Annotated in this window: 28 protein-coding genes; 18 read left to right on the top strand and 10 right to left on the bottom strand. The window is 62.5% G+C overall.

The genetic code is table 11. The annotated features are described in order from the left end of the window. Position 1 precedes the first annotated feature (1 nt). The 17 genes from HNQ65_RS20890 to HNQ65_RS20810 all read left to right on the top strand — a co-directional run bounded on the left by HNQ65_RS20890 (position 2) and on the right by HNQ65_RS20810 (position 19,252). Entirely contained in the window at positions 2 to 2,929 is a 2,928-nt protein-coding gene (locus HNQ65_RS20890) for a hypothetical protein (RefSeq protein WP_184342659.1), read from the top strand. A gap of 46 nt (positions 2,930 to 2,975) precedes the next feature. Further along, positions 2,976 to 3,392 carry a hypothetical protein gene (locus HNQ65_RS20885; protein WP_184342657.1) on the top strand — a complete coding sequence of 139 codons (417 nt, stop codon included), beginning with the start codon at positions 2,976 to 2,978 and terminating at the stop codon, positions 3,390 to 3,392. 138 nt (positions 3,393 to 3,530) lie between these two features. After that, entirely contained in the window at positions 3,531 to 4,520 is a 990-nt protein-coding gene (locus tag HNQ65_RS20880) for a hypothetical protein (protein ID WP_184342654.1), read from the top strand. Between the two features lie 211 nt (positions 4,521 to 4,731). Beyond that, positions 4,732 to 5,136, top strand: a complete 405-nt coding sequence (locus HNQ65_RS20875) for a hypothetical protein (RefSeq protein ID WP_184342652.1) — start codon at positions 4,732 to 4,734, stop codon at positions 5,134 to 5,136. 217 nt (positions 5,137 to 5,353) lie between these two features. Continuing rightward, the gene (locus HNQ65_RS20870; protein WP_184342650.1) at positions 5,354 to 7,537 is read left to right on the top strand and encodes a TonB-dependent siderophore receptor; all 2,184 of its coding nucleotides are present in this window, start codon (positions 5,354 to 5,356) and stop codon (positions 7,535 to 7,537) included. A gap of 18 nt (positions 7,538 to 7,555) precedes the next feature. Then, positions 7,556 to 8,374: a DJ-1/PfpI family protein gene (locus HNQ65_RS20865; protein WP_184342648.1), complete on the top strand. Its 819-nt coding sequence runs from the start codon at positions 7,556 to 7,558 to the stop codon at positions 8,372 to 8,374. Between the two features lie 58 nt (positions 8,375 to 8,432). Then, positions 8,433 to 8,909 carry a c-type cytochrome gene (locus HNQ65_RS20860; RefSeq protein ID WP_184342646.1) on the top strand — a complete coding sequence of 159 codons (477 nt, stop codon included), beginning with the start codon at positions 8,433 to 8,435 and terminating at the stop codon, positions 8,907 to 8,909. Between the two features lie 24 nt (positions 8,910 to 8,933). After that, on the top strand, positions 8,934 to 9,593 hold the full coding sequence (locus HNQ65_RS20855) for a c-type cytochrome (RefSeq protein ID WP_184342644.1): 660 nt from the start codon (positions 8,934 to 8,936) through the stop codon (positions 9,591 to 9,593). Between the two features lie 4 nt (positions 9,594 to 9,597). After that, on the top strand, positions 9,598 to 10,335 hold the full coding sequence (locus HNQ65_RS20850) for an SCO family protein (protein ID WP_184342642.1): 738 nt from the start codon (positions 9,598 to 9,600) through the stop codon (positions 10,333 to 10,335). Positions 10,336 to 10,393: 58 nt separating this feature from the next. Further along, on the top strand, positions 10,394 to 10,711 hold the full coding sequence (locus tag HNQ65_RS20845; RefSeq protein WP_184342640.1) for a heavy-metal-associated domain-containing protein: 318 nt from the start codon (positions 10,394 to 10,396) through the stop codon (positions 10,709 to 10,711). Positions 10,712 to 10,749: 38 nt separating this feature from the next. Next, on the top strand, positions 10,750 to 11,187 hold the full coding sequence (locus HNQ65_RS20840; RefSeq protein ID WP_184342638.1) for a hypothetical protein: 438 nt from the start codon (positions 10,750 to 10,752) through the stop codon (positions 11,185 to 11,187). A 133-nt stretch (positions 11,188 to 11,320) separates the two neighbouring features. Next, positions 11,321 to 13,465, top strand: coding sequence for a TonB-dependent receptor family protein (locus tag HNQ65_RS20835; protein WP_184342636.1), 2,145 nt, complete (start codon positions 11,321 to 11,323; stop codon positions 13,463 to 13,465). Positions 13,466 to 13,696: 231 nt separating this feature from the next. After that, complete coding sequence (locus HNQ65_RS20830; protein ID WP_184342633.1) at positions 13,697 to 14,401, top strand: PepSY domain-containing protein; 705 nt, start codon at positions 13,697 to 13,699, stop codon at positions 14,399 to 14,401. A 31-nt stretch (positions 14,402 to 14,432) separates the two neighbouring features. Next, positions 14,433 to 15,674 (top strand): DUF3142 domain-containing protein, encoded by a 1,242-nt coding sequence (locus HNQ65_RS20825; RefSeq protein WP_184342631.1) that lies wholly within the window; start codon positions 14,433 to 14,435, stop codon positions 15,672 to 15,674. A gap of 41 nt (positions 15,675 to 15,715) precedes the next feature. After that, positions 15,716 to 17,974 carry a hypothetical protein gene (locus tag HNQ65_RS20820; RefSeq protein ID WP_184342629.1) on the top strand — a complete coding sequence of 753 codons (2,259 nt, stop codon included), beginning with the start codon at positions 15,716 to 15,718 and terminating at the stop codon, positions 17,972 to 17,974. Positions 17,975 to 18,041: 67 nt separating this feature from the next. Then, on the top strand, positions 18,042 to 19,046 hold the full coding sequence (locus tag HNQ65_RS20815) for a sialidase family protein (protein ID WP_184342627.1): 1,005 nt from the start codon (positions 18,042 to 18,044) through the stop codon (positions 19,044 to 19,046). Between the two features lie 5 nt (positions 19,047 to 19,051). Next, positions 19,052 to 19,252 carry an addiction module protein gene (locus tag HNQ65_RS20810; RefSeq protein ID WP_184342624.1) on the top strand — a complete coding sequence of 67 codons (201 nt, stop codon included), beginning with the start codon at positions 19,052 to 19,054 and terminating at the stop codon, positions 19,250 to 19,252. Here HNQ65_RS20810 and HNQ65_RS20805 read toward each other — a convergent pair. The 3 genes from HNQ65_RS20805 to HNQ65_RS27030 all read right to left on the bottom strand — a co-directional run bounded on the left by HNQ65_RS20805 (position 19,228) and on the right by HNQ65_RS27030 (position 20,570). Next, positions 19,228 to 19,758 (bottom strand): hypothetical protein, encoded by a 531-nt coding sequence (locus HNQ65_RS20805; RefSeq protein WP_184342621.1) that lies wholly within the window; start codon positions 19,756 to 19,758, stop codon positions 19,228 to 19,230. The two genes, HNQ65_RS20810 and HNQ65_RS20805, sit on opposite strands and share 25 nt — an antisense overlap. Positions 19,759 to 19,798: 40 nt before the next feature. Then, the gene (locus tag HNQ65_RS20800) at positions 19,799 to 20,233 is read right to left on the bottom strand and encodes an SMI1/KNR4 family protein (protein ID WP_184342619.1); all 435 of its coding nucleotides are present in this window, start codon (positions 20,231 to 20,233) and stop codon (positions 19,799 to 19,801) included. Positions 20,234 to 20,315: 82 nt separating this feature from the next. After that, the gene (locus tag HNQ65_RS27030) at positions 20,316 to 20,570 is read right to left on the bottom strand and encodes a Fic family protein (protein ID WP_184342715.1); all 255 of its coding nucleotides are present in this window, start codon (positions 20,568 to 20,570) and stop codon (positions 20,316 to 20,318) included. 326 nt (positions 20,571 to 20,896) lie between these two features. Here HNQ65_RS27030 and HNQ65_RS20790 point away from each other — a divergent pair, with 326 nt between their 5' ends. Further along, positions 20,897 to 21,097 (top strand): hypothetical protein, encoded by a 201-nt coding sequence (locus HNQ65_RS20790; protein ID WP_184342617.1) that lies wholly within the window; start codon positions 20,897 to 20,899, stop codon positions 21,095 to 21,097. 85 nt (positions 21,098 to 21,182) lie between these two features. On the opposite strand, the gene HNQ65_RS20785 is transcribed toward HNQ65_RS20790, so the two are convergent. The 7 genes from HNQ65_RS20785 to HNQ65_RS20755 all read right to left on the bottom strand — a co-directional run bounded on the left by HNQ65_RS20785 (position 21,183) and on the right by HNQ65_RS20755 (position 24,777). Then, a complete protein-coding gene (locus tag HNQ65_RS20785; protein ID WP_184342615.1) occupies positions 21,183 to 21,569 on the bottom strand; it encodes a hypothetical protein in 387 nt (128 codons plus the stop codon). Positions 21,570 to 21,701: 132 nt separating this feature from the next. Then, entirely contained in the window at positions 21,702 to 21,893 is a 192-nt protein-coding gene (locus tag HNQ65_RS20780; protein ID WP_184342613.1) for a hypothetical protein, read from the bottom strand. Positions 21,894 to 21,929: 36 nt separating this feature from the next. Continuing rightward, the gene (locus HNQ65_RS20775) at positions 21,930 to 22,436 is read right to left on the bottom strand and encodes a hypothetical protein (RefSeq protein ID WP_184342611.1); all 507 of its coding nucleotides are present in this window, start codon (positions 22,434 to 22,436) and stop codon (positions 21,930 to 21,932) included. 19 nt (positions 22,437 to 22,455) lie between these two features. Further along, positions 22,456 to 23,151 (bottom strand): hypothetical protein, encoded by a 696-nt coding sequence (locus HNQ65_RS20770; RefSeq protein WP_184342609.1) that lies wholly within the window; start codon positions 23,149 to 23,151, stop codon positions 22,456 to 22,458. Between the two features lie 69 nt (positions 23,152 to 23,220). After that, positions 23,221 to 23,427: a hypothetical protein gene (locus HNQ65_RS20765; protein WP_184342607.1), complete on the bottom strand. Its 207-nt coding sequence runs from the start codon at positions 23,425 to 23,427 to the stop codon at positions 23,221 to 23,223. A gap of 28 nt (positions 23,428 to 23,455) precedes the next feature. Further along, complete coding sequence (locus HNQ65_RS20760; protein ID WP_184342606.1) at positions 23,456 to 24,103, bottom strand: hypothetical protein; 648 nt, start codon at positions 24,101 to 24,103, stop codon at positions 23,456 to 23,458. Positions 24,104 to 24,240: 137 nt separating this feature from the next. Beyond that, on the bottom strand, positions 24,241 to 24,777 hold the full coding sequence (locus tag HNQ65_RS20755) for a hypothetical protein (RefSeq protein WP_184342603.1): 537 nt from the start codon (positions 24,775 to 24,777) through the stop codon (positions 24,241 to 24,243). Between the last annotated feature and the right edge of the window lie 111 nt (positions 24,778 to 24,888).

The raw sequence follows: 24,888 nt of genomic DNA, 5'->3' as shown, positions 1-24,888 counted from the left end.
CATGCCCTGCCGCCTGCTTCTCCCGCTGCTGTTCTTTGCCACGGTCTGCCATGCCCAGATGGCGAACCGCCCGCCTGTGCCGCAATGGCTGGCGGCAGCCAAGGACGGCACCACGTTCACTCATGCCGTGAAGCACGAGGGCAAGCTGCTCAAGGCGGTGCTGCTTTGTGCCAGTGATGCCTCCGTGGAGCTGCTGCTGGATGGCAAAAGCATCGCGACTCTCAAGGCGGCGGAGACGGCCACCGGCACAGACCTCACACGCCAGCTGGGCGATGGGCAGGAGCACCAGGTGGGCCTGCGCGTCCCCGCCGGCGCCAAGGCTGCGGCGCTGCTGGAGCTGAATGGCGATCTGGCGGCGGTGCGCTGGATCGTGACGGATGCCACATGGGCGAACGCCATGGTGGCGGGCCCCACCGATGCCGATCCGGCCAAGAACCCTTTTGATCTGAAGAAGACCTTTGACGCCTACAACTCCTGGCAGCTCGCCAAACCGGGCGCGCAGAATCAGGCCACCGATCCCGCCACGCTGACCCTGCCACCGGGCTTCAAGGCGGAGCTGATCCGCTCCGCGCAGCCGGGGGAGGACTCGTGGGTGTCAATGGCCTTCGATCCGCAGGGGCGCATTACATTGGGCAAGGAGAAGAAAGGCCTGCTGCGTCTGACCCTGGGCGGCAGCGGAGAGCAGAAGATAGAAGAGATCGACAACGAGCTGCTGGAGTGCCGAGGCCTGCTGTATGCGCACGGCTCCCTCTTCGCGAATGCGAACAACACCAAGGCGCTCTTCCGCCTGACCGATGCAGACGGCGACGGCATTTTTGAAAAACGCCAGGAGCTGATGCGAACCGAGGGCGGCGTGGGCCATGGCCGCAACCACATCAAGCTCGGCCCCGATGGCGACATCTACGTGGCGCATGGCAACAACGTCCTGCTGCCCAAGAATCTCGATCCCGATTCTCCGCTGAAGAACTACGCGCCCGACCAGCTTATTCCCAACCCCTGGGACAGCAGCATGTTTGACGGCAATGTGGAGCTGCCAGCCGGCCACATCCTGAAAGTGAAGCCAGATGGCAGCAAAATCACGCTGCTCGCCGGCGGTCTGCGCAATCCGCTGGACATCGCCTTCAATCAAGAGGGCGATCTCTTCACCTTCGACGCCGACATGGAGCGCGATGTAGGCACGCCCTGGTACATGCCCACGCGTGTGCTGCAAATTGTACCCGGCGGCGATTACGGCTGGCGGCGCGGCACGGGGCGTTATCCTGCCTGGTATGCGGATACGCTGCCGAGCGTGATCGATATTGGGCTGTCTTCGCCGACGGGGATTTATTTTGGCTACACCGCCAAGTTTCCGGCGAAGTATCAGAATGCGCTGTACCTGCTCGATTGGAGCTACGGACGAATCATTGCGGTGCATCTCGACGATGCGTCCGTGTGGTATCGCGGAGAGCAGGAACCTTTTGTTTCGGGAAGGCCGCTGAATGTCACTGACGGGTGCATCGGTCCTGATGGAGCCATGTGGTTCATCACAGGAGGGCGGGGGACCCAGAGCGGGCTGTACCGAGTCTCTTATGCAGGCACGGAAAGCACCGTGGCCGAGCCGAGGTCCAATGATATCGAATACGGAATTCAGATCCGACGTCTCGCTGAGCTGAAAGGTCATTTGATGCAGTGGCCTGACGATGGTCCCGAACCGAGTTTGTCATCAGTCTGGTATTCTTTACCTGATTTTAAGAGGCCCTTGGTGGCTTACGAGGCACGCATGGCTTTGGAACGCATTCCGCCGGCGTCGTGGCGTGAGAAGGCGCTGACGGAAGAGAAGCGCTCCACGGCATTGCCAGCGCTGCTGGCACTGGCGCGAGTCGGAGATGCGAGCGACCTTTCTCCCATCCTGCAAAGGCTGACCACCCGCTTTCCGTGGTATGTGCCGCACACGCGGGAGAGGCTCATGATTCTGCGCATCATTGCCGTGGCCTGTGCGAGGTTTGGCAGGCCCAGCGCTCAGGACGAGCTGCGCCTGCTGGAGCAGACCGAGACGCACTATCCGGTTCAGGGGTGGGAGGGAGAAATCATCACGCCCGAAAGCGCCGCACTGCAAAACCGCGAAGCCTGCCGCCTGCTCGTTTATCTCCACTCTCCCAAGGTCATCGAGAAGACGATGCCGCTTCTCACAGCGGCCACGACTTCCGAAGACCTGCTCTATTACCCCTTCATGCTGCGCTACCTCAAAGACGGCTGGACGCTGGAGCAGCGGCGGGTGGTGTTTGAGGCGCTGAACAAGGCGGAAAAGATGAACGGAGCCTCCACCTTCTTCAAAGCGATCAGCGATACCCGCAGCGAGCTGGCATCGGCGCTGAAGCCGGAGGAGGCCGTGAAGCTGGCGGCCGTGATTCAGCCGGCGAAACCTGCGGTACTCTCCGCGCATGCACTGCCGGGGCATACGTTCAAGAACTGGACGCTCGATGACCTGGCACCGCTGCTGGCGAAAATGGACGCAAAAACACGCAACCGCGACAGCGCCAAGGATGCGCTCATCCGCGCGCAGTGCGTCTTCTGTCACCGCGTGAGCAATGACCCCGCGCTGCCTGCGGGCGTCTTTGGCCCCGATCTGGTGCAGGTCTCCGCACGCTTCAACCGCCGCGACCTGCTGGATCACATCTTGAATCCGTCGAAGTTCATCGATGAGAAGTACCGCTTTGTGACGCTGAAGCTGAGCGATGGCAAAACCATCACCGGCAGCCTGGAGAGCGAGGACGACGAGCGCGTGGTGCTGAAGCCCAATCCCCTGGCCACGCAAACCACGGAGGTGGCCAAGGCGATGATCAAAGAGCGCAGTGTGTCCGAAATCTCCCCCATGCCCGTAGGCCTGCTCAACCCGCTGAAGGCCGAGCAGATCCTGGACCTGCTGGCGTGGTTTGAGAACCTGAAGTGAGGGAGGCGGAGTTGACACGGTGCCGCACACACTCATAGTCCGCGCCATGTCCTCCCGCCCTGAAGCACCGCTGCTGCCGCGAATCGCGCGGCTGGTGGTCGTGGCGGCGATCTGCCTCTCCCTCGGAGCACACTGGGCGCTGCTGCAGGGCATTGCTTGGACAGGCATGCTGATCTCCTATGCCCGCGATGGCGCGGTGATGGAGGCGGTGCAGAAGACCTTTGACGGCCGGCATGGCTGCGCGCTTTGCAAAAAGGTCAAGGAAGGCCGCGACTCCTCCGGCAAACAGCAGCAGCAGCAGCAAAACGGAGACTCCGCGCAGAAGATCACCGCCGTGCTGGTGGAGATCACCACGCTGGTGGCACCTGCCGCTAGCAGCTTCACTTTCACCCCGCTGGATGAGCAGCTGGTGCACCGCAGCGAACTGCCGGAGACCCCACCGCCCAGACCGGGACTGGTTTGATCGAACCCGGAGCAGCCTGCACTCAGGCCTGCGTCCGCCCCCGCGCAGGCATGATGCCCTGCGTGTCAGCCTCCTGACAGCCGCCTTCAGTTTCTGCGGCCGTGCCTTGTCCTCAAACTCCTCTCCTTCGTCTGTACCATGTCTCTTTCCGTTCGTTTCTCCTATGCTACGCGCGCCTGGCCTGCACTGGCCGCCGCGCTGGCTGCTCTTGTTTCCGCCCCCTCCGTGTTTGCCTGTGCCAGCTGCGGCAGCATGCAGGGGCCGGGCTTTACCCCGGGCTGGGAAAGCCAGGGCCTCGCCGCCATGGATGGCTTCCGCTTTGACCTGCGCTTTGACCTGCTGAACCAGAACCAGCTGCGCAGCGGCTCGGGCACTCCGGCCACCTGGCCCATCGCCCCGCATGAGCAGGAGGTGTACACCAAGACACAGGCCTACAACGTGACCTATGACTACAGCAAGGGTCCGTGGGGTGTGAACGTGCAGGTGCCCTGGCTGGACCGCACACACGCGACGAACGGCTTCAATTACAACGGCACGGACGACGGCACCTCCAGCCGCCAGGGCTTTGGCGATGTGAAGGTCATGGGCCGCTTCATGGGCGTGCTGAAAAACCGCAGCCTCGGTCTGCAACTGGGCCTGAAGCTGCCCACCGGCAGTTTTCAGCAGACCTTCAATGGCGGTGCCATCGCCGGCGCGCCGTTGGACCGCGGCCTGCAGCTGGGCACAGGCACCACGGACCTGCTGGTGGGGGCGTACCACTTTGCCAATCTCTCGAAGGACTGGAACTACTTCTCCCAGATCGTGGCGCAGCTGCCGCTGGCCGCTCGTGAGGGCTACATCCCCGGCAATGCGCTGAGCGCCAACCTGGCGCTGCGCTACCAGCGCTTTCAGCGTGTCGTCCCGCAGCTGCAGGTGAATGCACGCATCCAGGCGCATGACCACGGCCTGTACGCCACTCCGGCAGACAGCGGCGGCACCACTGTGTACCTGAGCCCGGGCGTGACCTTCAACATCACGCAAAACATCTCCAGCTACGTGTTCTTCCAGCTGCCCCTCTATCAGTACCTGAATGGGTACCAGCTGGCGCCCTTCTACACCCTCTCGGTGGGCACGCGCTTCATGTTCTGAGGCTTTTTTCGCTGCGGTGCACCTGGGGTTGCATGCCCCTGCACCGTGCTTGCATGCTCCCTCCCCAGGGGCTCATGCCATCCCTTTCTGGTGAACAGTGTTGCGCAGCGCGAGCTGCGTTTTCCATCAGACGCTCCCGTCCGGCCGTTTTCCGGGCGGGGGCGACAAATTTACCTCTTCGCCGCATCAGCTCTCTGCTGGTGCCAGTCGCATGCTCCCCCGCATCACACGTCTCTGCATCATTGCCGCCCTGGTCTTTTCCATCGGGCTGCACTGGGTCGTGTTGCAGTCGGTCGCCTGGGCGGGCATGCTCGTGACTTATACTGTGCAGCAGGGCTCCCTCCTCACGGGCGTGAGCCAGACCTTTGACAACGAGCATCCCTGCCCGCTCTGCCATGCCATTAAAAAGGGCCGGACGACCGAGAAGAAAAAAACTCCCCCGAAAGAGCCTGTGCGGGAAATGGATCTGGCTCTCACCTTCCCGGCCCGGATCATCCTGACTCCGCCCGCTCCTTTCCTGACTCCGCTGCCAGAGTTGCCCCACGCCATCGCGCGCCGCATCCGGCCGCCCAGGCCTCCGCCACGATGTGGAGGCCATTCCTTTTCTCTGGGTTGAGAACCGCAGGCGCGTCCGTCCCCACTTGGGTTGCTGAGGATGCGTCTGTGGCCCGCCATTCATGGCGCAGCAGGCCCTAATGGTCTGCGTTCATGCGGCAGGCAAAGCCTCCCCTTCTTCAGCTCAGACAACGCGCACCGTCATGCCATGGCCGGACACTCATGGCTGAGGGTTTTCACACCTGTGCCCAGTCTCATTTTTCGCTTCATCCCATTCAATGTCTGACTTCTTTTTTCTGCCACGCATCTCACGTGCCGGGCTTCTCACTGCGGCAGCCCTGTTCGCTGCCACGTCCGCTTTTTCTCAATCTGCCCCTGCTGCGCCTGCAGCACCCAGGGTCAAAGCCAAAACCCAGGTCCCGGCCAAGCCTGCCGCCACCGCAGCCGACCTCGCCCGGCAGGAATCCAAGGAGCTGCCGGAGATCCTCATCACCGCGCAGACAGACCCCTATCTGGCACCCTATGCCAACACGACCACGCGTTCGGAGATCCCGCTGCGCCAGCTCCCGCAGTCGGCGCAGGTCATCACGCGCGCGCTGATGAACAACCAGCTCTCCCAGCACCCGGGAGATGTGGTGAAAAACTTCAGCGGCGTGGTGGGCAACGACTGGCGTGAGATGAACAACATCCAGTACTTCATCCGCGGCTTTCAGTCCGCGCCGTATCTGGACAGCTTCCAGCTCTACTACCCTGGACCCGCCTCGGAGACGCTGATCAACACCGAGCGCGTGGAGGTCGTCAAAGGCCCCACAGGCACGATGTTTGGCGGCGCGGCTGGCGGCCCTCTGGGCGGCCTGCTGAACTTCGTCTCCAAACGGCCGGAAAAAGAGGCCCATTACATGGTGGGCATGAGCGCAGGCACCTGGGGCTCCTATGGCAACATATGGGATGTGAACCAGCCGCTGGATGACAAAGGCCGCATTCTCTTCCGCATCACCGGAGATGTGCGCGACACACGCGATGTGAACGCGTACATCAAAGGCCATCTCACCAGTTTCTTCCCCACGCTGGCCATATCCCTCAGCGATGACACCACGCTGACGCTGCGCGGCCGCTACTCCGACCGTTCCATGACGGACTACAGCGGCCTGCCCGGCGCTGGCACGGTGAGCCCCGGAGGCTTCACCTTTGGCCGCTATGACATCTTCCGCGCCGAGGGCCAGCCCGCCAGCTCATCAAAAACACGCAGCCTGAACGCCGAGCTGAAGCACAGCTTCAACAGCGACTGGAACGTGATCCTCGAGGCCAGCTTCATCGACATGAACTTTGACCAGTTCTCGGTGTTCCCCACCTTCTTTGGCGCGCCCTTCGGCTCATTGTACCCGGTGGACTCCGGCACGCTGCTGCAAAACATGCACTCCTTTGCCTTCAATGCGCGGGTGAACGGCAAGTTTGAAACCGGTGCGCTCAAGCACAGCCTGACCACGGGGATGGACTTTGACCAGACCACGGACAACGGCGTGCTGCTGGTGAACCCGTTCATCGGCATCCTGGACATGAGCAATCCTGCCTACCCGGCCTGGGCAGGCGGCGGCCTGCCTTTTGCGGACCAGCACAACGACTACCAGACCATCGCGGGATTTGTGCAGGACCAGGTCACGTTTGCCGAGAAATTTCACCTCATGGGCTCGCTGCGCTACAGCCAGCTCAAAGTGCATGATGTGGACAACGCCGCATTCATCGACTCCCGCCTGAACGAGCACCGCCTCACCAGCCGCGCGGGCGCCTCGGTGGATGTGACGAGCTGGATGACCGCCTTTGCAGGCTGGGGCCAGGGCTTCCAGGCACCGGTGGGCGTGCCCATCGCAGGCGCGAAGAAAGTCATCAGCGGAGAGCAGATGGAGGCCGGGCTGAAGTTTGAGCTCAGCAAGACGCTGCAGGGCTCGCTGGCCTGGTTCCGCAATGAACGCACCAATGTGCCCGTCTCCACGGGGCTGCTCAGCGTGCAGTCCGGCGTGCAGCGCGCCTACGGCATCGAGGCGGACCTGATCTGGAAGCCGCTCGCCGGCTTCACTGTGCTGATGAACTACGCCTGGCAGGATGCCCGCATCGTCTCAGACACGACACTGCCCACCGGGGCCCGGCTGCCACGCATCCCGGAGCACACGGGGCGTGTGGCCGTGCGCTATGACCACAGCGAGGGCATGCTGCGCGGCTTTGGCATTGGCATGGGCGTGACGATGGGCACCTCCCGTGCGGGGAACTCCGCCAACACCTTCTCCACTCCGGCCTACGCCACGGTGGATGCGCAGCTGAGCTACACGCGTGGCCCGGCCACGGTCTCGGTCGGCATCCAGAACCTCTTCGACACACGCTACTACCAGCCGCAGGCATTCCTGGGCGGCTCCGTGGCTCCCAACGCGCCCTTCAACGTCTTCTGCCAGGCCACCGTGCGCTTCTAATCCCAAAGCCCGCACTCCATGAACACCGAGCGTCGTGAATTTCTACGCCAACTCACCTGCGTGCTGCCCGGCCTGGCCGCGCTGGCACAAACTACCAGCGCCCAGGCGGCCGCAGAACAGCAGCCGCCAGCGCATGATATGTCCGCCATGCCTCCGGGCTGGGTGGGCAGCGAGGTCATCGTGCAGGTGCTCTACCCGCAGTTCACGGCGCTCGATCTCATCGGCCCGCATTACTTCCTGTCTTCCCTGATGGGGGCCAAAGTCCTGCTTGCAGCAAGGACAAAGGACCCCGTCAGCTCGGACACGGGCGTGAAGATCGTGCCGGACATCACCTTTGCGGAATGTCCGGAAAAGATCGACCTGCTCTGCGTACCCGGTGGCACGACAGGCACGCTGCAGGCCATGCAGGATGCGGAGACGATGGCCTTCATGCGCAAGGCAGGCGCTGCGGCCAGGATCGTCTCCTCCGTCTGCACCGGCTCCCTCATCTTGGGTGCGGCCGGCCTGCTGAAAGGCAGAAAGGCCACCTCCCACTGGCTGGTAAAGGACCTGCTGCCGCTCTTTGGCGCCACGCCCTCCGACGAGCGCGTGGTGGAGGACGGCAGGGTCATCACCGCAGCGGGCGTGACCGCAGGCATGGACTTCGGACTGCACATGTCCACGAAGTGGCGCGACCGCGACTACACGGACTGCCTGGCCCTGCTGGCGGAGTACGACCCCCACCCGCCCACCACGGCGGGAGATCCTGCCAAGGCGCCCGCCAAAATCCGCAAGCTCATGACCGACATGCTGGCCGGCTTTCACCAGAAGGTGGAGGCCATCGGCAAAGGCGGCTGAGCTTCATACACACATTTCCCCCAAACCCCACACACAAAAAACCCACATCACATCATCCATGAAAAAACTCGTCACACATCTCCTTGCAGCCGCATGCGTGCTGCCGCTCTCCTCTCTTGTGCACGCCGATGACTCCGCGTCCATCTCACGCGGGCAGGCGGTGTACATGCAGGTCTGCTTTGCCTGCCATCAGCCCACCGGCATGGGCCTGCCGCCCATGTTTCCGGCGCTGGCCAGCTCCGACTGGGTCAATGCGAAGAAGCCTGACCGCATCATCCGCATGGTGCTGCACGGATTCACCGGCCCCATCACCATCAATGGCAAGCCCTTCACCTCTCCAGCACCGCTGATGCCCGCGCAGGGCAATGCACTGAACGACGCGCAGATCGCCGATGTGCTGACCTACGTGCGCAACAGCTTTGGCAACAAGGCCGACGCTGTGACGCCAGACCAGGTGAAGGCAATCCGCGAAGCTGAAAAGGCCCGCACCGCCATGTGGACGGAGGCCGAGATCACCAAAATCCCCACCGAATAAACAACACCTCACTCATCCAATCTCATGTCCAGGAAATCATCTTCATCTGACAGGCTCGTCACTCTGGCCACCTACGGCATCGGCACAGCGATGGGCGGCGGCCTCTTACTCATGGTGGGCGCGTTCATGATCGGCTCTTTTGTAGCGCTGCGGGCCAAGCCCGCTGCTGCTGCGGAGGCGCCCGCGGCTCCGGCTGCCGCTGCTCCCGCTGCACCAGCACCTGCGGCCACACCCGCTGCCGCCGCCACCACGCCTGCCTCTCCCGCCCCTGCGGCTGGCGGAGCGGATCTGCTGGCCACCGGCCAGCGCATCTACTCCACCGTGTGCATTGCCTGCCATCAGCCCACCGGTCAGGGACTGCCGCCCATGTTTCCGCCGCTGGCTGGATCTGACTGGGTCAACGTGAACAAACCCGACCGCATGATCCGCATGGTGCTCCATGGGTTCACCGGCCCCATCACGATCAATGGCAAGCCCTTCACCTCTCCCGCACCCATGATGCCGCCGCAGGGTGGCGCGCTGAATGACGAGCAGATCGCCGGCGTGCTGACCTATGTGCGCAGCAACTTTGGCAACAAGGCCGGCCCTGTGACCCCCGAGCAGGTGAAGACCATCCGCGAAGCTGAGAAGGCCCGCAGCGCCATGTGGACGGAGGCTGAGATCCTCAAAATCCCCGTGGAGTGATGTCATGACAAACGACGCAACTCCACAAGCACCAGCACAGGAGCAGCCCAACATCCGCTACGAGTCGGCGGGGGCTGAGCACCGCGTCAGCACCGGCTCATGGCTGCGCATGGCGCTGGGCATTGGCATGGCCGTGGCGGGCGTGCTGATGCTGGGGCGTCTGGCCAACCAGATGCTGCCGCAAAAGCCCCTGCCCGTGGTGGCGCAGATCCAGGGAGACCTGGAGGTGACCGAGCGCAGCGGCCAGAAGGTCAGACTCTCCGCCCTGCGCGGAAAGGTGACCGTGATGGCCTGCCTCTACACCGTGTGCCCGCACGGCTGCGCCGCCGTGGTGGACGCGATGAAACGACTGAACGCCGCGCACCATGCGCGGGCGGACTTTCATCTCGTCTCCCTGGCTGTGGCACCGGAGCGGGACACCACCTCCTTTCTCAAAGCCTATGCCGAGGGCGTGGGCGTCAAGCCATCAGACCCCTGGTGGTTCATCACCGGGGAGCAGCAACGCATCTGGGACTACATGACGCATGACCTGCACATGCAGGCCCCGGCTCCCATCCCGGAGGACAAGCGCATCAATCCGCTGGACCTCTACGAGCACGACCTGCGCCTCGTGCTGATTGACCGCCAGGGCCGCGTGCGCGGCTTCTATGCCGCCTTTCATCCGCAGCTTGAGATGGCCGCCATGATGAAGGAGCAGCTGGAGCGCGATGTGCAGCGCCTGCTCGACGACCCCTCCGCCTGAACCCGCCAGTCCACCCGCATACTCAAAGCTAATACTACCTAATACCCACCCAAACCTCATGAAACAAATCCTCGTCCTCATTCTGAGCCTCACCGCCCTCATCTCCTGCGAAGCCGGAGAGCCCGTCACCTTTCTCTACCAGGGGGAGGTGGCCGGCGTCATGTGCAGCGCCTGCTGCAACCACGTGGAAACCGCCCTCTCCAAGCTGCAAGGCGTGCAGAAGGTCAAGGTGCTGCCCGCCAAAGAAGGCGGCGTGCCACGCCTGGAAGTCACCGCCACCAGCGCCCTTTTGACCAAGGAAGACGCCGTGAAGGCCCTGGGCGAATACGCCAAGACCTACGACATCCGCAGCTTGAAACTGGTGCAGAGCCGGTAATCCTGCGCCATACCTCCCGCCTCCTCCATCCTGCACCGATGCCAGCCTTCCTCTCCAGCCCCCAAACTCTGCGCCACACCCTGGTGCAGCGCGGGGTCGTGCTGCTGCTGTGCCTCACGCTGGGCCTGCAGTGGACGCTGCTGCAGGGCATCGCGTGGACGGAGATGTTCATCTCCTTTGCGCGGCAGGGATCGGTGATGGAGGCGGTGGAAAAGACCTTTGACGGGCGGCATGCCTGCCCCCTGTGCCTCAAGGTCAAGGAAGGCAGCCAGCATGCCGAAAACAATGGCCAGCCGCCCGAGGAAGATGACACCAAGAAGGAGCTGGATGCCAAGGACGCCGCCGCTGTGCTGGTGAGCCACACGGCGCTGAGACCTCCTGCTGCGGAGACGCTTTCCTTTGCACTGCTGCATGCGGTGCCGGTCAGACGCAACGAGATGCCGGAGCGGCCACCGCCACGACGCGGAGTGGTCTGAACCCAGAACCATGCAGCCCTCCCAACCGGCGGGCTGCGGGATCACACCCTCCTGCATCAGGTGCACACAGCCCTGGTCCACCCCTGCGCGCTCGCCGCTCTGCGCGGCAGTGCCACACGCATCTCGTTATTCCATGAAACCACTCTCTTTTCTCTTTTTGCTAGCTCTCCCTGGCGCTGCGCTCTCGCAGTCTGCCAAACCGACCCAACCAGCCAAACCCACGACGACAGACCTCAAGGAAGTCGTCATCACCGCCAAGAAAGACTCGCCATCCCTCACAGTCCCCAGCCTGGAGCTGCGCAGGGAGCAGATCGCCCAGTCCGTACCCGGAGGCGCGGGTGTGGTGGATGCGGAGTTTTATAAGCGCGGCCGCGCCTCCACGCTGAAGGACGCGCTGGACTTTGCCCCCGGCGTGCTGGTGCAGTCCCGCTTTGGCGCAGAGGAGTCGCGCCTGGCCATCCGTGGCTCGGGCATTCAGCGCACCTTTCATGGCCGTGGCATCTGGACGATGCAGGACGGCATGCCGCTAAACCTCGCTGACGGTGGCTTTGACATGCAGGCCCTTGAGCCGCTGGCGGCGAACTACATCGAGGTCTTCCGTGGTGCCAATGCGCTGCAGTATGGCTCCTCCACGCTGGGTGGTGCCATCAATTTCATCTCCAACACTGGCTACACCGCCCCTGCCAGCCAGGCGCGTGTGGAGGTGGGCAGCTTCAACACCTATCGCGGGCAGATCTCCTCCGGCTTTGTGAGCGGGAACACGGACATGTATGTGAGCATCACCGCCTCTCATACGGACGGCTTCCGCGACTGGAGCAAGCAGGAGAGCTTCCGCGTGTTTGCGAACATCGGCACCAAGATCAGCCCGAACCTGGAAAACCGCCTCTACATCACCTATGTGGACAGCAATTCCCAGCTCCCCGGAAACCTGACCAAGGCGCAGATGCTGGCCAATCCACAGCAGGCCGCCCCGGGCTCCTTCAAGCCCACGGTGGCCGGTGGCGCGGGCTACCAGGAGCGCAACTACCGCCTCTTCCGCCTGGCCGACAAGCTGACCTACAGCGACGGAGGGGACAACACGATCACCCTCAGCACCTTCTGGTCCTGGAAGGATCTGAACCACCCGATCTTTCAGGTGATCGACCAGCTGAGCAACGACCTCGGCTTTGATCTGCGCTACGACCACCGTGGCAGCCTCTTTGGCAAGGAGAACACCCTGACCATGGGCACGGGCTTCATGTATGGCGACACGAGCGACAACCGCTTTTTCAACATCGGCGGCGCACGCGGTGCGCAAGTGGGCTCCTACCGCCTGCAGGCCACCAATTTCAACTTCTACTTCCAGGACAAGCAGAAGCTCACCGACAAGCTCTCCTTTCTGGCCGGTGCGCAGGTGGCCTATGCCTCGCGTGATTTCAAAGAACGCCAGCTCTTTGGCGGCGTGAATCCTCCGGGCCAGTTCACCGGTCTGCCCAACCTCATCAACAACAGCGACCGCCTGGAGTACTGGGGCTTCAGCCCCAAGCTGGGCCTGCTCTATGAGGTGGACCCCAAGACGCAGATCTACTTCAATGCCAGCCGCAGCTTTGAGCCGCCCTCCTTTGGCGAGGCCACGCCTGCGGGCAATGGCATCCTGCCGCTCAAGGCGCAGACCGGCACCACCCTGGAGATCGGCACCCGTGGCCAGCGCGACCGCGTGTCCTGGGACTTCAGCTACTACTACGCCTGGCTGGAGCGCGAGCTGCTCGGCCTGGGCTCGCCCATCCTCACCCCCACCACCACCGTCAATGCGGGCAAGACGATCCATCAGGGCATCGAATTTGGCCTGAACGTGGACGTGCTGCGCAACCTCGCCTACTCCTCCGACCGCCTGGTGCTGAACCAGAACTTCCTCTGGAGCGACTTCCGCTTCAGCAAGAGCGCTGCGTATGGCGACCGCCTGCTGCCGGGCTACTCGCCGGTGTACTACCGCGCACAGCTCCTGTATGAGCACCCCTGCGGCTTCTACGCTGGCCCCACGCTGGAGTGGTCTCCCTTCAAGTATGCCGCCGACCTGGCCCGCACCACCTTTGCCGATCCGTATGCGCTGCTCGGCATGAAGCTGGGCTACCGCACCAAGAAAGGCCCGTCCTTCTACTTTGAAGCACGCAACCTCACCAACGAGATCTACAGCCCCACCGTGAACGTGGTGACGAATGCCACCACCCCCGGCAGCACCGCCGTCTTCCTCCCCGGCGACGGCCGCAGCTTCTACGGCGGCGTGGAGTGGAAATGGTAAGCGCATGATTCCCCGTAGGACGGGTGTGGCGCAAGCCCGCCCGTCTTTGCGGAGCGCGGAATTCATTCCGCAGCACTCGGCAACGCATACAGCTCAGCATTCCACCCACACCTCCTCCACGCACGGCATCACCCTGTTTGCCGATGCTGGCGCTCAAGCTCGACCCACAACCTATTTGCCACCTGCTGCGGAATCAATTCCGCGCTCCCCCAAACTCCACTCACCCACCCCATGAACTCACGTCTCATCCGCAAGCTCCACCGCTGGCTCGGCCTGGTCTTCAGTCTCTCCGTGCTCATCGCCTCTGGCAGCGGGGTCATTCATAATGTCATGACCCGCACGCAGTCCCCGCCACCCCAGGCGCGCCCCTCCGGTGGCGGCATGGATGTCAGCGCCATTAAGATCACCGTAGCCGATGCTGTCTCCAAGCTGCCCGGGGACAAACCCGAGGTGCAGGCCGTGAACCTGCGCGGCATCGGCGGCCAGCCCTGGTACCAGATCTACACCAAAGCCACGCGCGGACCGCAGTACGTCAGCGCCGTGGACGGCCGGGTGGACGCCGCCATGGACGAAGCCTACGCCGCCGAGATCGCGCGGAATTTCCTCGCCGGAGCCAGCGTGAAGAAGACCGACTTCCTCACCGCTTTTAACACCGAATACATCAACATCTTCCGCATCCTGCCCGTGTATCGCTTTGATGCCGGAGATGCGCTGGACACACGCGTGTACGTCTCCACCACCACCGGCAGCGTGACCCGCCACACCGACCGCCAGCGCCAGTTTGAGGCCACCATCTTCACCAACTTCCACAAGCTCGGCTTCATCCCCGACAAGGACACCCGCGACCTCGTCCTGACCCTCCTCACCGCCGGCACCTTCCTCGTCGCCTGCCTGGGCGTGGCGCTATTCTTTGTCACCCGGCCAAAGAAACGATGAAAAGCTGCGGGCGTTTGAGTATAACCACCTTATGCGCCCCTTGCTGCTCCTCATCGCCATGCTGGCAGGCTGCGGCCGTGAGGAGGCGCGGCAGGCACCTCTGCCATCTCAGGTGTATGTGTGGCAGCGGAGCTGGAAGCCCGAGGTCTCTGCGGCAGTGCGCAGCGCCCGATGGGATGCCATGCATGTGCTCGCGGCCGAGCTGAGCATGCGGAAGGGAAAGCCCGAGACCACCGTCATCGCCCCGGACTGTCAGGTGCTGGCAGAATCTGGTATGAACGTGGGGGCGGTGCTGCGGGTGCATGCCTCCGTGGGAAAAGGCGGATGGAACGACGCGCTGACCCAGGAGCTGCAGCGCCTGTGCACGGACACCGTGGCCCGCTTCAAGACCGAGGGCGTGCGCCTGACGGAGCTGCAGCTGGACTACGACTGCGCCGAATCCCGCCTGCCCGAGTATGCACGGCTGCTGGGCGTGCTGCAGACAGACGTGCCGCTGTGCATCACCGCGCTGCCTGCGTGGCTGAGGCAGGATGCCGCGCGCGATCTTTTGAAACGCGCTCCGGGCTATGTGCTGCAGGTGCACTCCCTGCACCTGCCACGGCAGGGCGGCGTCATCGGCCTGATGGACATGAAGGAAACCCGTGAGGCCGTGCGGCGTGCGGTGGCGATGGGGGTGCCCTTCCGCGTGGCGCTGCCCACCTACTCATGCATCGTGGAGTTTGATGACGGCGGCCAGATACGCGACATCCACGGCGAAGACCTGCCCGCAGGATTTGCGGTCGGCGCGCGGCACTATGCCGTGCTGGATTCAGACGCCTATGCCCTCTCCGCGCTCATGGCAGACTGGCGTGCGCATGCCCCGGGGCTCATGCAGTCTGTCATCTGGTACCGCCTGCCTGTGAGCAGCGACCGCCTGAACTGGCCCCCCGGCCTGCTGGAGAGAGTGGCGCGCGGAGACACGCTCCAGCGCGGGTGGGAGGCAGCCGCCAGACTCACGCCCGAGGGGCATCATGAAATCATCCTGCTGCAGAAGGGCGAGGCACCGGATGACCTGCCGCGCGAGGTGCAGGTCTCGTGGACGGGCGCTGCGGCAGAAGCCAGTGACGGCCTGCGCGGCTACGTGGTGCAGCAGCAGGCACCGGGGCACCTGACGCTGCGGCTGGCACATCCCTCCTACTTTGCGCGGTTGCGCTCCGGACAGCAGATCACCGCCGGGTGGCTGCGACTGCCAGAAGGGCAGACGGCAGGGCAGCATATTCGTCTGATTCGCTAAGAATTTCATCGCATTATATACCGTTGGGTTACAATGCACGCATGACTCTGCGCCGTCATTCCAGCCGCCGCTGGCTTTGCACCTCCGCCATGCTGGGAGCTGTCACGGTCATCGCCTGCGGCCCCTTTTTTCCTGACAATGCCCTGGACCAGCCGCGCGTCATTCTGCGGCCGCCGCTGTTCCATTTTCAGAGCGAGCTGCTGCAGTTGGCCGTGCCCGCAGACGCTCATCTGGCGCATGAGAAAGGCACCCCCGCCTACACGCTGGATCTGGAAATGGCCGAGATCAAAGAGATCACGGCCACTCAGTCTTTTCCCGCAGGCTGGCTCGAGCGCTACCGTGAGCTGCGGCGTGTGATGCTGGATGAAGGCGACCAATCGGCCCAGAACATGAAGGCGGCAGATGCCCTGAACGTGCCTGCGTGGACCAACAAAAAGCAGGAGTTTGAGGAAATCATCGCCCCGCTGCCGGAAGACATGCGCCTGTACCTTCAGGGTGCGGCGGAGCGGATTGAGGCCGACGGGCGGATCTCTCCTGATCCTTTCAAGGCCGCACGTGCTCTCTGGCTGCAGGTGCTGGCGCTGCCTGCTGAGAAAAGGCAGCACCGCAGCACCTGGTCCGCGTGGATGCTCTTCCGCACTGCGCCGGAGGAGGAGCAGGGGCGCTGGCTCAGCGAGACGCGGAAGCTCGCAGCCGCAGGATTCAAAGATTGCCTGCACCTGGGCATCGAGGCCACCTACATCCTCGGCAGGGCCAGCAGCGACTATGCGGAAAAGCAGGAGGTCTCCGCCGCCGAGTGGAAGCGCGCCGCCATGCTGCGCGCACCGCTGGGCCTCAGCCGCGCCGAGACCATGCTCAGGAAGGACCGGCGTGTGCTCATGGACTGGAGCGCGGACTTTGCGCGCGTGGTGGTGGCAGATCCCTTCCTGCGCCGGGTGCAGATGCTGCAGCTCATTGAGCACATGGGGTCTCTCAACGGCTGGGAGCAGGGACAGGCAGGCAGCTCTGTGGAGGATGAGAACCTGCCACGCTGGCTGAAGTCCTTTGAAGACGCCGGCGTCAAAGACCAGCAGGAGACCGTGATGCTGGCGTGGATCTGCTACAATGCCGCACGCTTTGACGATGCCCGCCGCTGGCTGGCGCTGGCCCCGGCAGATGACACCAATGCCCTGGCGCTGCGTGGCAAGCTGGCCGCCATGCGTGGCAGCCGCCGCGAGGCCCGGCAGCACCTGAGCCGCATGGCCGCAAAACTGCCCACGCCCGAGCCCTCCGCACGCAGCGGGTATGAGTCGGAGGTGGGGAACGAATGGTATCCGCTGACCACCACCAACTACTCCGCCGTGCGCACGCACATGCTCCTGGCGGACTGCGCCGTGGCCCAGGTGGCGCGCAATGACTTTGCCGGGGCCCTGCAGACCTTTCTGCGCACCGACTACTGGCGTGACACAGCCTATGTGGCCGAGCGCCTGCTCTCCGTGGAGGAGCTACTGGCTCTCTCACATGCCGGCAAGCTCCCACGCCTGCAAAAGATGACCGTGCCCGATGCCAAGCCCCTCACCCAGCCGCTGAGCATCGGCTATCTCGAAGCCAAGTACGGCGGGTGGTCAGACAAGCCTGAGCTAGACCGCTTCACCTACCTCGTGGCGCGCCGTCTGGCCCGTGAAGGCCTGATCCAGGAAGCCTGCAAACTGCTGCCTGCAGACCTCGAGCGCGCGCTGCGGCGCTTTGATGCCGAACGCCGCCGCTCCAAGGACACCCGCCTCTCTTCCAAAGAACGCGGAGAGGCCCTGTGGACCGCCGCGCAGATCGAACGCAGGCTGGGCATGGAATTGTTTGGCTACGAAGACGCTCCAGACTACACGAGCTGCGGCGGCGTCTTCCGCCATTACCCCTTCCACGAAAGGCGCAAGACTGCACTATGGCGCTATGATTGGGATCCCACGCCTGAGACACGCACGGAGACCCTTCGCTACACACCCGTACTCCCCGCCACGGCGGACGAGATCTGGTGCGCACGCCATTACGGCCCACGGATTGACCGGCGCTTTCACTACCGCTACCTCGCCGCCGATCTCGCCTGGCAGTCCGCACGGCTGCTGCCGGATGACAGCGAGCAGACCGCCCACGTCCTGGCCACCGCCGGCATCTGGCTCAAAACCAATGCCCCCAAGTCCGCCGACCGCTTTTACAAAGCCCTGGTGAACCGCAACCCCTCCATCCCCTGGCCCAGGAGGCGGATCAGATGCGCTGGTTTCCCCCGCTGGAATGGAGCTTTGACCTGTCGCTGGAATGAGATCTGAGGTACTTCTTTGTCACCCGGCCAAAGAAACGATGAAAAGCTGCGGCTTCTGCTTACGATTCTGCATCATGCGCCGCTCCATCCTCTCCGCCCTCGTCGTTTTGCTCTCCGCCAGCCTCCTGCATGCGCAGGCACCCACGGCCGAGCTGGTCTCCGTGGAAAAAATCTGGGACAAGGCCCCGCACAATGCCTTCACCGACCTGACGCGCTTTCAGAACCTCTTCTACTGCTGCTTCCGCGAGGCCGACTCCGCCACGAAGGGCGATGGCACCATCCGCGTGCTCGTCTCCGCCAGCGGCAAGACCTGGGTGGAGCAGGTGACGCTGAACGAGCCCGGCACCGACCTGCGCGATCCCAAGCTCATCATCACCCCCGACGAAAAGCGCCTCTACCTCCTGTGCGAGGGCGTCTCCCCCACGCTGGGCCGCCAGCCCCGCTACGCCACCAGCATGGACGGCAAAGTGTGGACCCCGCTGCAAAAGCTCCTGGCCAAAGGCGACTGGCTCTGGCGCGTGGCCGTGAATCCGGCCGACAAGCGCTTCTACGGCGCCAGCTTCAACATCCACCCCAGCTCCGGCGGCCCCGCCCCTGAAAAGGAGTGGTCACTCAAGACCTACGCCAGCAGCGACGGCAGCGTTTGGCAGCTCTCCTCCATCATGCAGGTGCCCGGCCAGCCCGGAGAAACCACCATCCGCTTTCTCAAAGACGGCACCGCACTGGCCCTCGTGTCCCGCCAGGGTGCCGACCGCAAAGGCGTGATCGGCACCGCCAAGGCCCCCTACCGCGACTGGACCTTTGCCGCCACCGGCCTCCCCCTCGGCGGCCCCAACTTCATCGAGCTGCCCGATGGCAAGCTCATCGCCGCCTCCCGCGGCTTTGGCAAAACCCCCGGACCCCACACCGTCCTCTTTGCCATGACGCCCACCAGCCTCACCCCCATCCTCGAACTCCCCAGCGGCGGCGACTGCTCCTTCCCCGGCCTCTACTGGCACGACGACATCCTCCACGTGACGTACTACAGCAGCCACGAAGGGAAAGCGGCGATCTATTATGCGCAGGTGCGGGTGAAGTAAACGCCATGAGCGAGCACGACGACGAGACCTCGGGTAAAACCGAGTGGGAAGCGGAAATCGATGCCCGTGTGAAGGAGATTCAGGAAGGAAGAGTGAAGCTTGTTTCCGCAGATGAAGCCATTGCCCGCGTCCGCTCCAGGCTAGCTGCGCGCCGTGCTGGTCTTTCGTATGCGGGATGCAGCTACGTGCCGCTTGGTGGGGCATAGGGCGGTGCAGCACCGATCTTCTCGGTGATGAGTCCGAGAAGGTATCCAGTGGCTTGATTCAGCAGGTCTCTCGAACAGCCTTCATATCCCGTCCAGGTTCCCAACTCTGCAGGCGGGCGGAGGAGCTGCTTCATGCGTTCCAAATGCGATGGATGCTCTCCAAAGAAAATCCCTGGTCCTCCGCAGATGAGCGCACGGGCAAAGTTGTCCGTCTCTCCATCGGGATCCTCTTTCAGGCCGTGGAAGCTCAAACCGACCAGCAGATGGAAAAGCGGATTGCCCACCACGATCCCGGAATCAGCATAGTGTTCCGGCAAGACCAGCAGGGCCTCGAAGGCCTCTTCAAAGTCACCGAGACGCACAGCGGCATTGGCTATGGAGAGAAGCAGCCAGACTTGCTGCTTCTCATCGAGCTGATCCTGCAGCTGCACCCATGCCGCCTGATAAGCGGCAAGCGCATCTGCATACCGCATGGCACGCATGTGTTCGTCAGCGATTTGAGTCATGGAAAAAATGCGCCGGTCGTTGCCCAAATGGCTTGGTGATTCACACGCTGATCTTCCCAGTCAGCCACCACTCGTAAAAGGTCTTCAGTGAAGGGGCTATCCATGACCTGCTGTCGTCCTCGTGGTTCCAGACAAAGATGTCGGGCCGGATCACGCCACCCCGGAGAATCGTGAAGGCAAATTGATCTCCATTTCCAGCGTCTCCGAAAAACAGCAGATGGTCGAAAGGCATGTAGAGATCGGGGAATTCGGATGAGTTCCGAAAGCGCTGGTTGTCCTCGAGGATGCGCGTTCCTTCCCATAGCAAACCGAGACCATATTTGCCTCCAATGCCGTTCGATTCACTGAGAATGCTGTGAAGCTCAACCGGCAGGTCGATCCCCAGCTCAGCGGCGATCCGGGCAATCTCTTCAGCGGATGCCGGCGGGTGGAATGTGAGGTCTTCACTCAGGTTCTGAAGGAGGTCGCGCCACATGGTTTCTCAGTATGGGTGGATAGCCATTCATGCCAGACATTATTCAGAAACGCTGAAAGCGCAGAAACAGGCCACCTACCCCTCACCCCCCGCTCCGCCGGTACTTCTGCAGGCGGCTGTTCGGCTTGTCCGGCAGCGTGCGTTCGATCAGCCCGGCGTCCAGCGCGGGCTGGAGGTAGTTTTGGCGGAAGGTGGGCCGATGGGAGAGACCCAGCTTTTTCATGCACTCCAGCGCACTGACAGGCTTGGTCCCCACACACTTGAGCAGGGCTTTGACTTGGTCGGTGACTTGATCGCTGACTTGGTCGGTAGCGGTGGCTTCACGCGCCCAAAACAGGCTGCCTGCGACAACCCAAAGCCGTTTAGAATCCGAGCCTCAAGGTGGGCCGCGTTTGCAGGCTACCTGGCGACTTATCTCTCGGCGATCGTCAGACTGGCGAGGTAGGCATCGAAATCCGTTGCCCTCGAAAAATCGGGAATCTTGTCGAAAGGCTTCGCTTCCAAACCTCGAAAGCCGAGGACGTACTCTGCATGGGGTGCACGGAGATCTTCATCAAACAGCACAAAGGACCGGTAGCTGCTGATGTTGAAATCGCAGTAGCTTTCCGTACATGCACGCCCGCAGCCGGGACATCTGTACCGGCGCTTCCATTCACCATTCTGATGAACGCCGTCATCCAGGGCATCAAATCCATTCCGAATGATCTCATGTATCAGAATCTCGGCATCCCAGAGCAGCGTGGGTGCAGTGCCATAGTCCTCGAAGTTGAAGCTGATGAGCTTTTGGAAGCCGGGGACCGAGCATCGGCACTCCTTCCTCACCTCAGCGACCACATCATGGGCAAATTGATCTTGGGTGAATGACTTCATTTTCCACACATTGCTGCGTCAAAGCACAATATTCCAGGCATGATGAAAACCGAATTGCATTCTCAGCCATGGTTTTAGATCACGAAAGGTATTCGATCACGACATCAATGCTGTAATCATCAGCCAAGGATGAGTGCAGTGCCGTAAACAACAAGTCGATGAACTCGGCAAGGGAGTCGACCCCGCATGAGCTGAATAGCCAAGTGGCGTATTGATTTGCCTGCCAGCTTTCGAGCCTCAGACCAGGAATAGCCGGTAGCTTGGTGCTGTGGAGAAAGTCTGTCGGATCGCTGGATCGAGGATAAGCGGCATTGATCGTTCCATTCATGACCTGCACCCATATCTCCGGATGCTCCGGGACGGTGAAAGTCACGCACAAGGTATCAGCGTTAGATTCGTTGTTGGCGACAGCGTCGAAAAGCTCACGCAAAGCCGGACGAATTTCTGCAGTTTGGTCGGCACCCATTTCAGTCAAAGTTTTTTTGAAGAGTACTCGTCTGTGAATGCAGGGCAAGCAACTCACTTGGCGGGCATTCACTACAAAATGCTCTTCACTTTCGATTCGCGGAATACCCGCGACAGGCATTATTTTTCCCCCTCAGCACCACTGCTCCGCCGTGCCCACAAAGCCCCAGTGCAGCCGCGAGGCATGGGCCAGGTGGCTCATGCGCGCGTCCTCCTCCGGCGTGCGGTCGGTTTTGTCCAGCAGCGTCCAGGTCTCATTGAAGAGATCCACCGCCATCTTCTTGTGGAAGGCCGTTTCAGAGAGAGGGCTTGCGTCGGTCGTCATGGCAGGGTGGCGTGGATGGGGAGTGATGGAGGAACCTCACCGCACCTCGTGGAAGTTGGAGAGCTGCGCGATGATGGCCCGCACCTCCTTCTCCGTCTGGCCGTGCACCATCAGGTGCCAGATATAACTGGGCTGGTGCTCCTGCTCAGGCTCGGCCACATATGCCGTGGCGCGGTAGCCCTCCGCTTTCTGAAAGAGACTCCAGCGTGCAGTCCTGCTGCCAAAGCGCGCCGTGAGCTTTCCCGTGGGCTTGTCTGTCTCATCCTGCGGATGAGCGCCGTGGTAGATAGCCAGGGAGCCGCGCTGCGGCCAGGTGAAATAGTGCACGGTGAAATCCGGCCCCAGCACGCAGTCTGCCTCAGGTGCCCCAGACAAGCGCACGACATGAGAGACCTCTGCTCCTGGCCATACCTTGAAGGTGTAGGAGTCTCCCGACTGACGGGCCGCGATGGCGGCCTGCCTTTCTTTCTGAAGCCGCTGCGTGCTGGAGGTGCATGCGCTCAGCAGGGCCAGGAGCATTACGGAGGAAAGGAGGTGCTTCATGGCTTGGAGCATGTGGTTCTCACCGCACGTGTCTGGCGGTGTTTTCGTCCTCCGTCGGAGGTGCTTTGCGAAAGCGGCGCTCCAGCCATCCTGCCATCTGGGAGACGGGCGCCAGCATCAGCAGCACGATCAGGGTCAGAAACCTAAGGCCATGTGGCAGGTGGGGGAAGGCCACGTTAAAGACGAAGTTGAAGCCTGTAAGGACGGCCAGAAAGCACAGCACCTTTCCCCAGGCAAAGGTGCCACCGCCGGAGAGCCAGTGAAAGAGCAGCGCCGCTGGAATGAGGAAGAACCCCTGCAGCCACACCGGCACGCCCAGCGCGCCGCCGAGCACAAACCCCAGCACGACCGCCGCCGTGACCAGCAGCGTGTTTCGCAGGAGCAGGCCGGTTTCTTGAAGAAGCTTCATGACGCTATGATCTGGTAGAATGTGGTTGTTGGAGAGGGTGTCAGCGGTGGTGCGTTCGGCCTTGCCTGCTTTGGAGCGGAGCTTCCGCACCACCGCCACCACACCGGAGCAGAGCAGCACCCAGACGAAAGTGACCGCCGTCACGGACAGATGGTGCAGATCGGCGGCCTCGAGCAGAAAAGCTCCCGCCATCCATGCCAGGATGAAAAGCGCGGCCGGATGCGTCTGGCTCCCCAGCAGCCGTCTGCCATGGATGAAGAACACAAAGGGGGTTACGCCCACTAAGATGAGGATCAGCCATGTCATTAGGCCAAAATAGCAGGCGGCGGCTCGTCCCGTCCAGCCAAAATCTGCCGAGGTCAGGCGCTGCAACGCTCAGCGCTTCCCGAGCCCCCACACCAGCGCACGTCCGGCGCCCTTGCGCCGCTCCAGGCCGATGTCCTCCTCCAGCCGCCGTGTCCATTCAGGGCAGGCACGCTCGTAGGGCAGGCCCAGTTGATCCCGCAGCTCCACCCACGTGGCGCCAGACCGGCTGCGCTGCAGATGCTGCTGGATGGCGGCTTTGAATTCGAGGTAGGTCATGGCCGGTTCCGCGAGGGTATGAGGCAGATCAGTTCTCGTCGATATAGATGTAGGCCCCTGGGTGGAGCGGGTAGTACCACTCTGTGTAGTACACCATGTCCTGGTCGCCTCCATGAAAGCCGGTGCCACGAAAGGGAATCGGCTCATCTGAGATGACCAGCCCGTGGTGGGCGATGAGCGCTGAGCCCCAGGTCAGCTGCACTGACTTCAGCCCGCCTTTCTCATCAAAAGAGCAGGAGGCGCCGCCCGGTGCCCCCCACGCTGTCGCGCAGACGGCCGGAGGGAGGTCGGTGGCTTTCAGGCGCACATTGCCGTGCTCATCTTTCGTGTCGGAAAGCTTTGAGACGGTTCCGCGAAGCTCGGCGATCAATTCAGGAGTGAACAAGGACCGGATGTGTGCGCGAAGCCCCATCTCATAGTAGCCGTCCCCCATGAAAAAGGGCAGCCACAGAAAAGCCAAGCAGCCCACCAGGGCGGCCAGACGGAGCAGCCACCGCTTCCAGAAGGGGCCGCCATCCCTGCAGGGCAGCAGCACCCACAGGGCTGCCAAAAGCCAAAGAAAGGCCGGAATGAACACAGGCGGAATGAGGAACAAGACTGCCCACCGCCCGCCGGCATAGGCGGTGAACGCCGTGAGCAGCGCGAGACCTGCGAGGATGAGAATGCGGAGCTTCATGGGTCTTTGCTTAAAATGCCTTGCCGCACGGTAGCTTGGGGATTGAAGTAGTGTATGGCTGGAGCAGATGCTGCGCCAGAGTGCGCGCGGTGCAAGGTGAGGATTTGAGCGGGGGCAGGTCGGAAAGAGGCAGCCGTTCAGGATCTGCTGCTGAGGAGTACGGTGATGGTTTCCCACATGGTCAGACCACGAAAGGAGCGAGCACTCGGAACCTTTCTTTTGGGATCCTCATCCCGGTAGTCATAGAACTTGTTCAGGGAATTGCGCTTCCTTCTTTCCTCCGCGCTGATGGGATGCAGACGCATATAGTCTTCGCAGCCAGCTTCATGCGGCTCATCGATGCAGTACTGCCGTTCCACTTCGTGCCAGCGGGTGTGGTAAAATGCCTCTGCTTCGGCATAGATGCGGGACTTCCATTCTGTTCCCAATCTGGCGCTCAGATATGGATTCATCACCGACTGATAGCCTGAGATCCGGGCCTGATTGTCTGCAGGAACACCATGCCCGCGCATGCGATACTCGATGCCATACTTTTCCGCCAGGATCTTGCGGAAGCACCAAAGGACGCGCCAGTACTCCTGCTCTCCATTATCCTGAGTCTCCCACGCCAGAGTTCCGCGTTTGATATCCGCCTTAGCGGAGCGCGCTCCCAGATTGTACTGGGCTTTCCGCATCGCCCGACCATAGGCAGGATCGATACCCGGCGCAGGTGGCTGAGAGCCCGTGGAGCAGCCCACCAGCAAGCAAGCACACCATACTGCAATGAGTGGACTCCATCGATGAGA

The sequence above is a fragment of the Prosthecobacter vanneervenii genome (assembly GCF_014203095.1).
Taxonomy (GTDB): domain Bacteria; phylum Verrucomicrobiota; class Verrucomicrobiia; order Verrucomicrobiales; family Verrucomicrobiaceae; genus Prosthecobacter; species Prosthecobacter vanneervenii.
This window is presented reverse-complemented; position numbering and strand designations above follow the sequence as displayed.

Coding starts and splice junctions, on each gene's coding strand:
- HNQ65_RS20775 (WP_184342611.1), bottom strand. CDS start 22,436: ATGAAGCACCTCCTTTCCTCCGTAATGCTCCTGGCCCTGCTGAGCGCA.
- HNQ65_RS20840 (WP_184342638.1), top strand. CDS start 10,750: ATGCCAGCCTTCCTCTCCAGCCCCCAAACTCTGCGCCACACCCTGGTG.
- HNQ65_RS20800 (WP_184342619.1), bottom strand. CDS start 20,233: ATGTGGCGCGACCTCCTTCAGAACCTGAGTGAAGACCTCACATTCCAC.
- HNQ65_RS20810 (WP_184342624.1), top strand. CDS start 19,052: ATGAGCGAGCACGACGACGAGACCTCGGGTAAAACCGAGTGGGAAGCG.
- HNQ65_RS20815 (WP_184342627.1), top strand. CDS start 18,042: ATGCGCCGCTCCATCCTCTCCGCCCTCGTCGTTTTGCTCTCCGCCAGC.
- HNQ65_RS20875 (WP_184342652.1), top strand. CDS start 4,732: ATGCTCCCCCGCATCACACGTCTCTGCATCATTGCCGCCCTGGTCTTT.
- HNQ65_RS20855 (WP_184342644.1), top strand. CDS start 8,934: ATGTCCAGGAAATCATCTTCATCTGACAGGCTCGTCACTCTGGCCACC.
- HNQ65_RS20790 (WP_184342617.1), top strand. CDS start 20,897: ATGAACGCCGTCATCCAGGGCATCAAATCCATTCCGAATGATCTCATG.
- HNQ65_RS20880 (WP_184342654.1), top strand. CDS start 3,531: ATGTCTCTTTCCGTTCGTTTCTCCTATGCTACGCGCGCCTGGCCTGCA.
- HNQ65_RS20860 (WP_184342646.1), top strand. CDS start 8,433: ATGAAAAAACTCGTCACACATCTCCTTGCAGCCGCATGCGTGCTGCCG.
- HNQ65_RS20885 (WP_184342657.1), top strand. CDS start 2,976: ATGTCCTCCCGCCCTGAAGCACCGCTGCTGCCGCGAATCGCGCGGCTG.
- HNQ65_RS20780 (WP_184342613.1), bottom strand. CDS start 21,893: ATGACGACCGACGCAAGCCCTCTCTCTGAAACGGCCTTCCACAAGAAG.
- HNQ65_RS20765 (WP_184342607.1), bottom strand. CDS start 23,427: ATGACCTACCTCGAATTCAAAGCCGCCATCCAGCAGCATCTGCAGCGC.
- HNQ65_RS20845 (WP_184342640.1), top strand. CDS start 10,394: ATGAAACAAATCCTCGTCCTCATTCTGAGCCTCACCGCCCTCATCTCC.
- HNQ65_RS20890 (WP_184342659.1), top strand. CDS start 2: ATGCCCTGCCGCCTGCTTCTCCCGCTGCTGTTCTTTGCCACGGTCTGC.
- HNQ65_RS20835 (WP_184342636.1), top strand. CDS start 11,321: ATGAAACCACTCTCTTTTCTCTTTTTGCTAGCTCTCCCTGGCGCTGCG.
- HNQ65_RS20760 (WP_184342606.1), bottom strand. CDS start 24,103: ATGAAGCTCCGCATTCTCATCCTCGCAGGTCTCGCGCTGCTCACGGCG.
- HNQ65_RS20825 (WP_184342631.1), top strand. CDS start 14,433: ATGCGCCCCTTGCTGCTCCTCATCGCCATGCTGGCAGGCTGCGGCCGT.
- HNQ65_RS20870 (WP_184342650.1), top strand. CDS start 5,354: ATGTCTGACTTCTTTTTTCTGCCACGCATCTCACGTGCCGGGCTTCTC.
- HNQ65_RS20820 (WP_184342629.1), top strand. CDS start 15,716: ATGACTCTGCGCCGTCATTCCAGCCGCCGCTGGCTTTGCACCTCCGCC.
- HNQ65_RS20785 (WP_184342615.1), bottom strand. CDS start 21,569: ATGGGTGCCGACCAAACTGCAGAAATTCGTCCGGCTTTGCGTGAGCTT.
- HNQ65_RS20755 (WP_184342603.1), bottom strand. CDS start 24,777: ATGCGGAAAGCCCAGTACAATCTGGGAGCGCGCTCCGCTAAGGCGGAT.
- HNQ65_RS20865 (WP_184342648.1), top strand. CDS start 7,556: ATGAACACCGAGCGTCGTGAATTTCTACGCCAACTCACCTGCGTGCTG.
- HNQ65_RS20850 (WP_184342642.1), top strand. CDS start 9,598: ATGACAAACGACGCAACTCCACAAGCACCAGCACAGGAGCAGCCCAAC.
- HNQ65_RS20805 (WP_184342621.1), bottom strand. CDS start 19,758: ATGACTCAAATCGCTGACGAACACATGCGTGCCATGCGGTATGCAGAT.
- HNQ65_RS20830 (WP_184342633.1), top strand. CDS start 13,697: ATGAACTCACGTCTCATCCGCAAGCTCCACCGCTGGCTCGGCCTGGTC.
- HNQ65_RS20770 (WP_184342609.1), bottom strand. CDS start 23,151: ATGACATGGCTGATCCTCATCTTAGTGGGCGTAACCCCCTTTGTGTTC.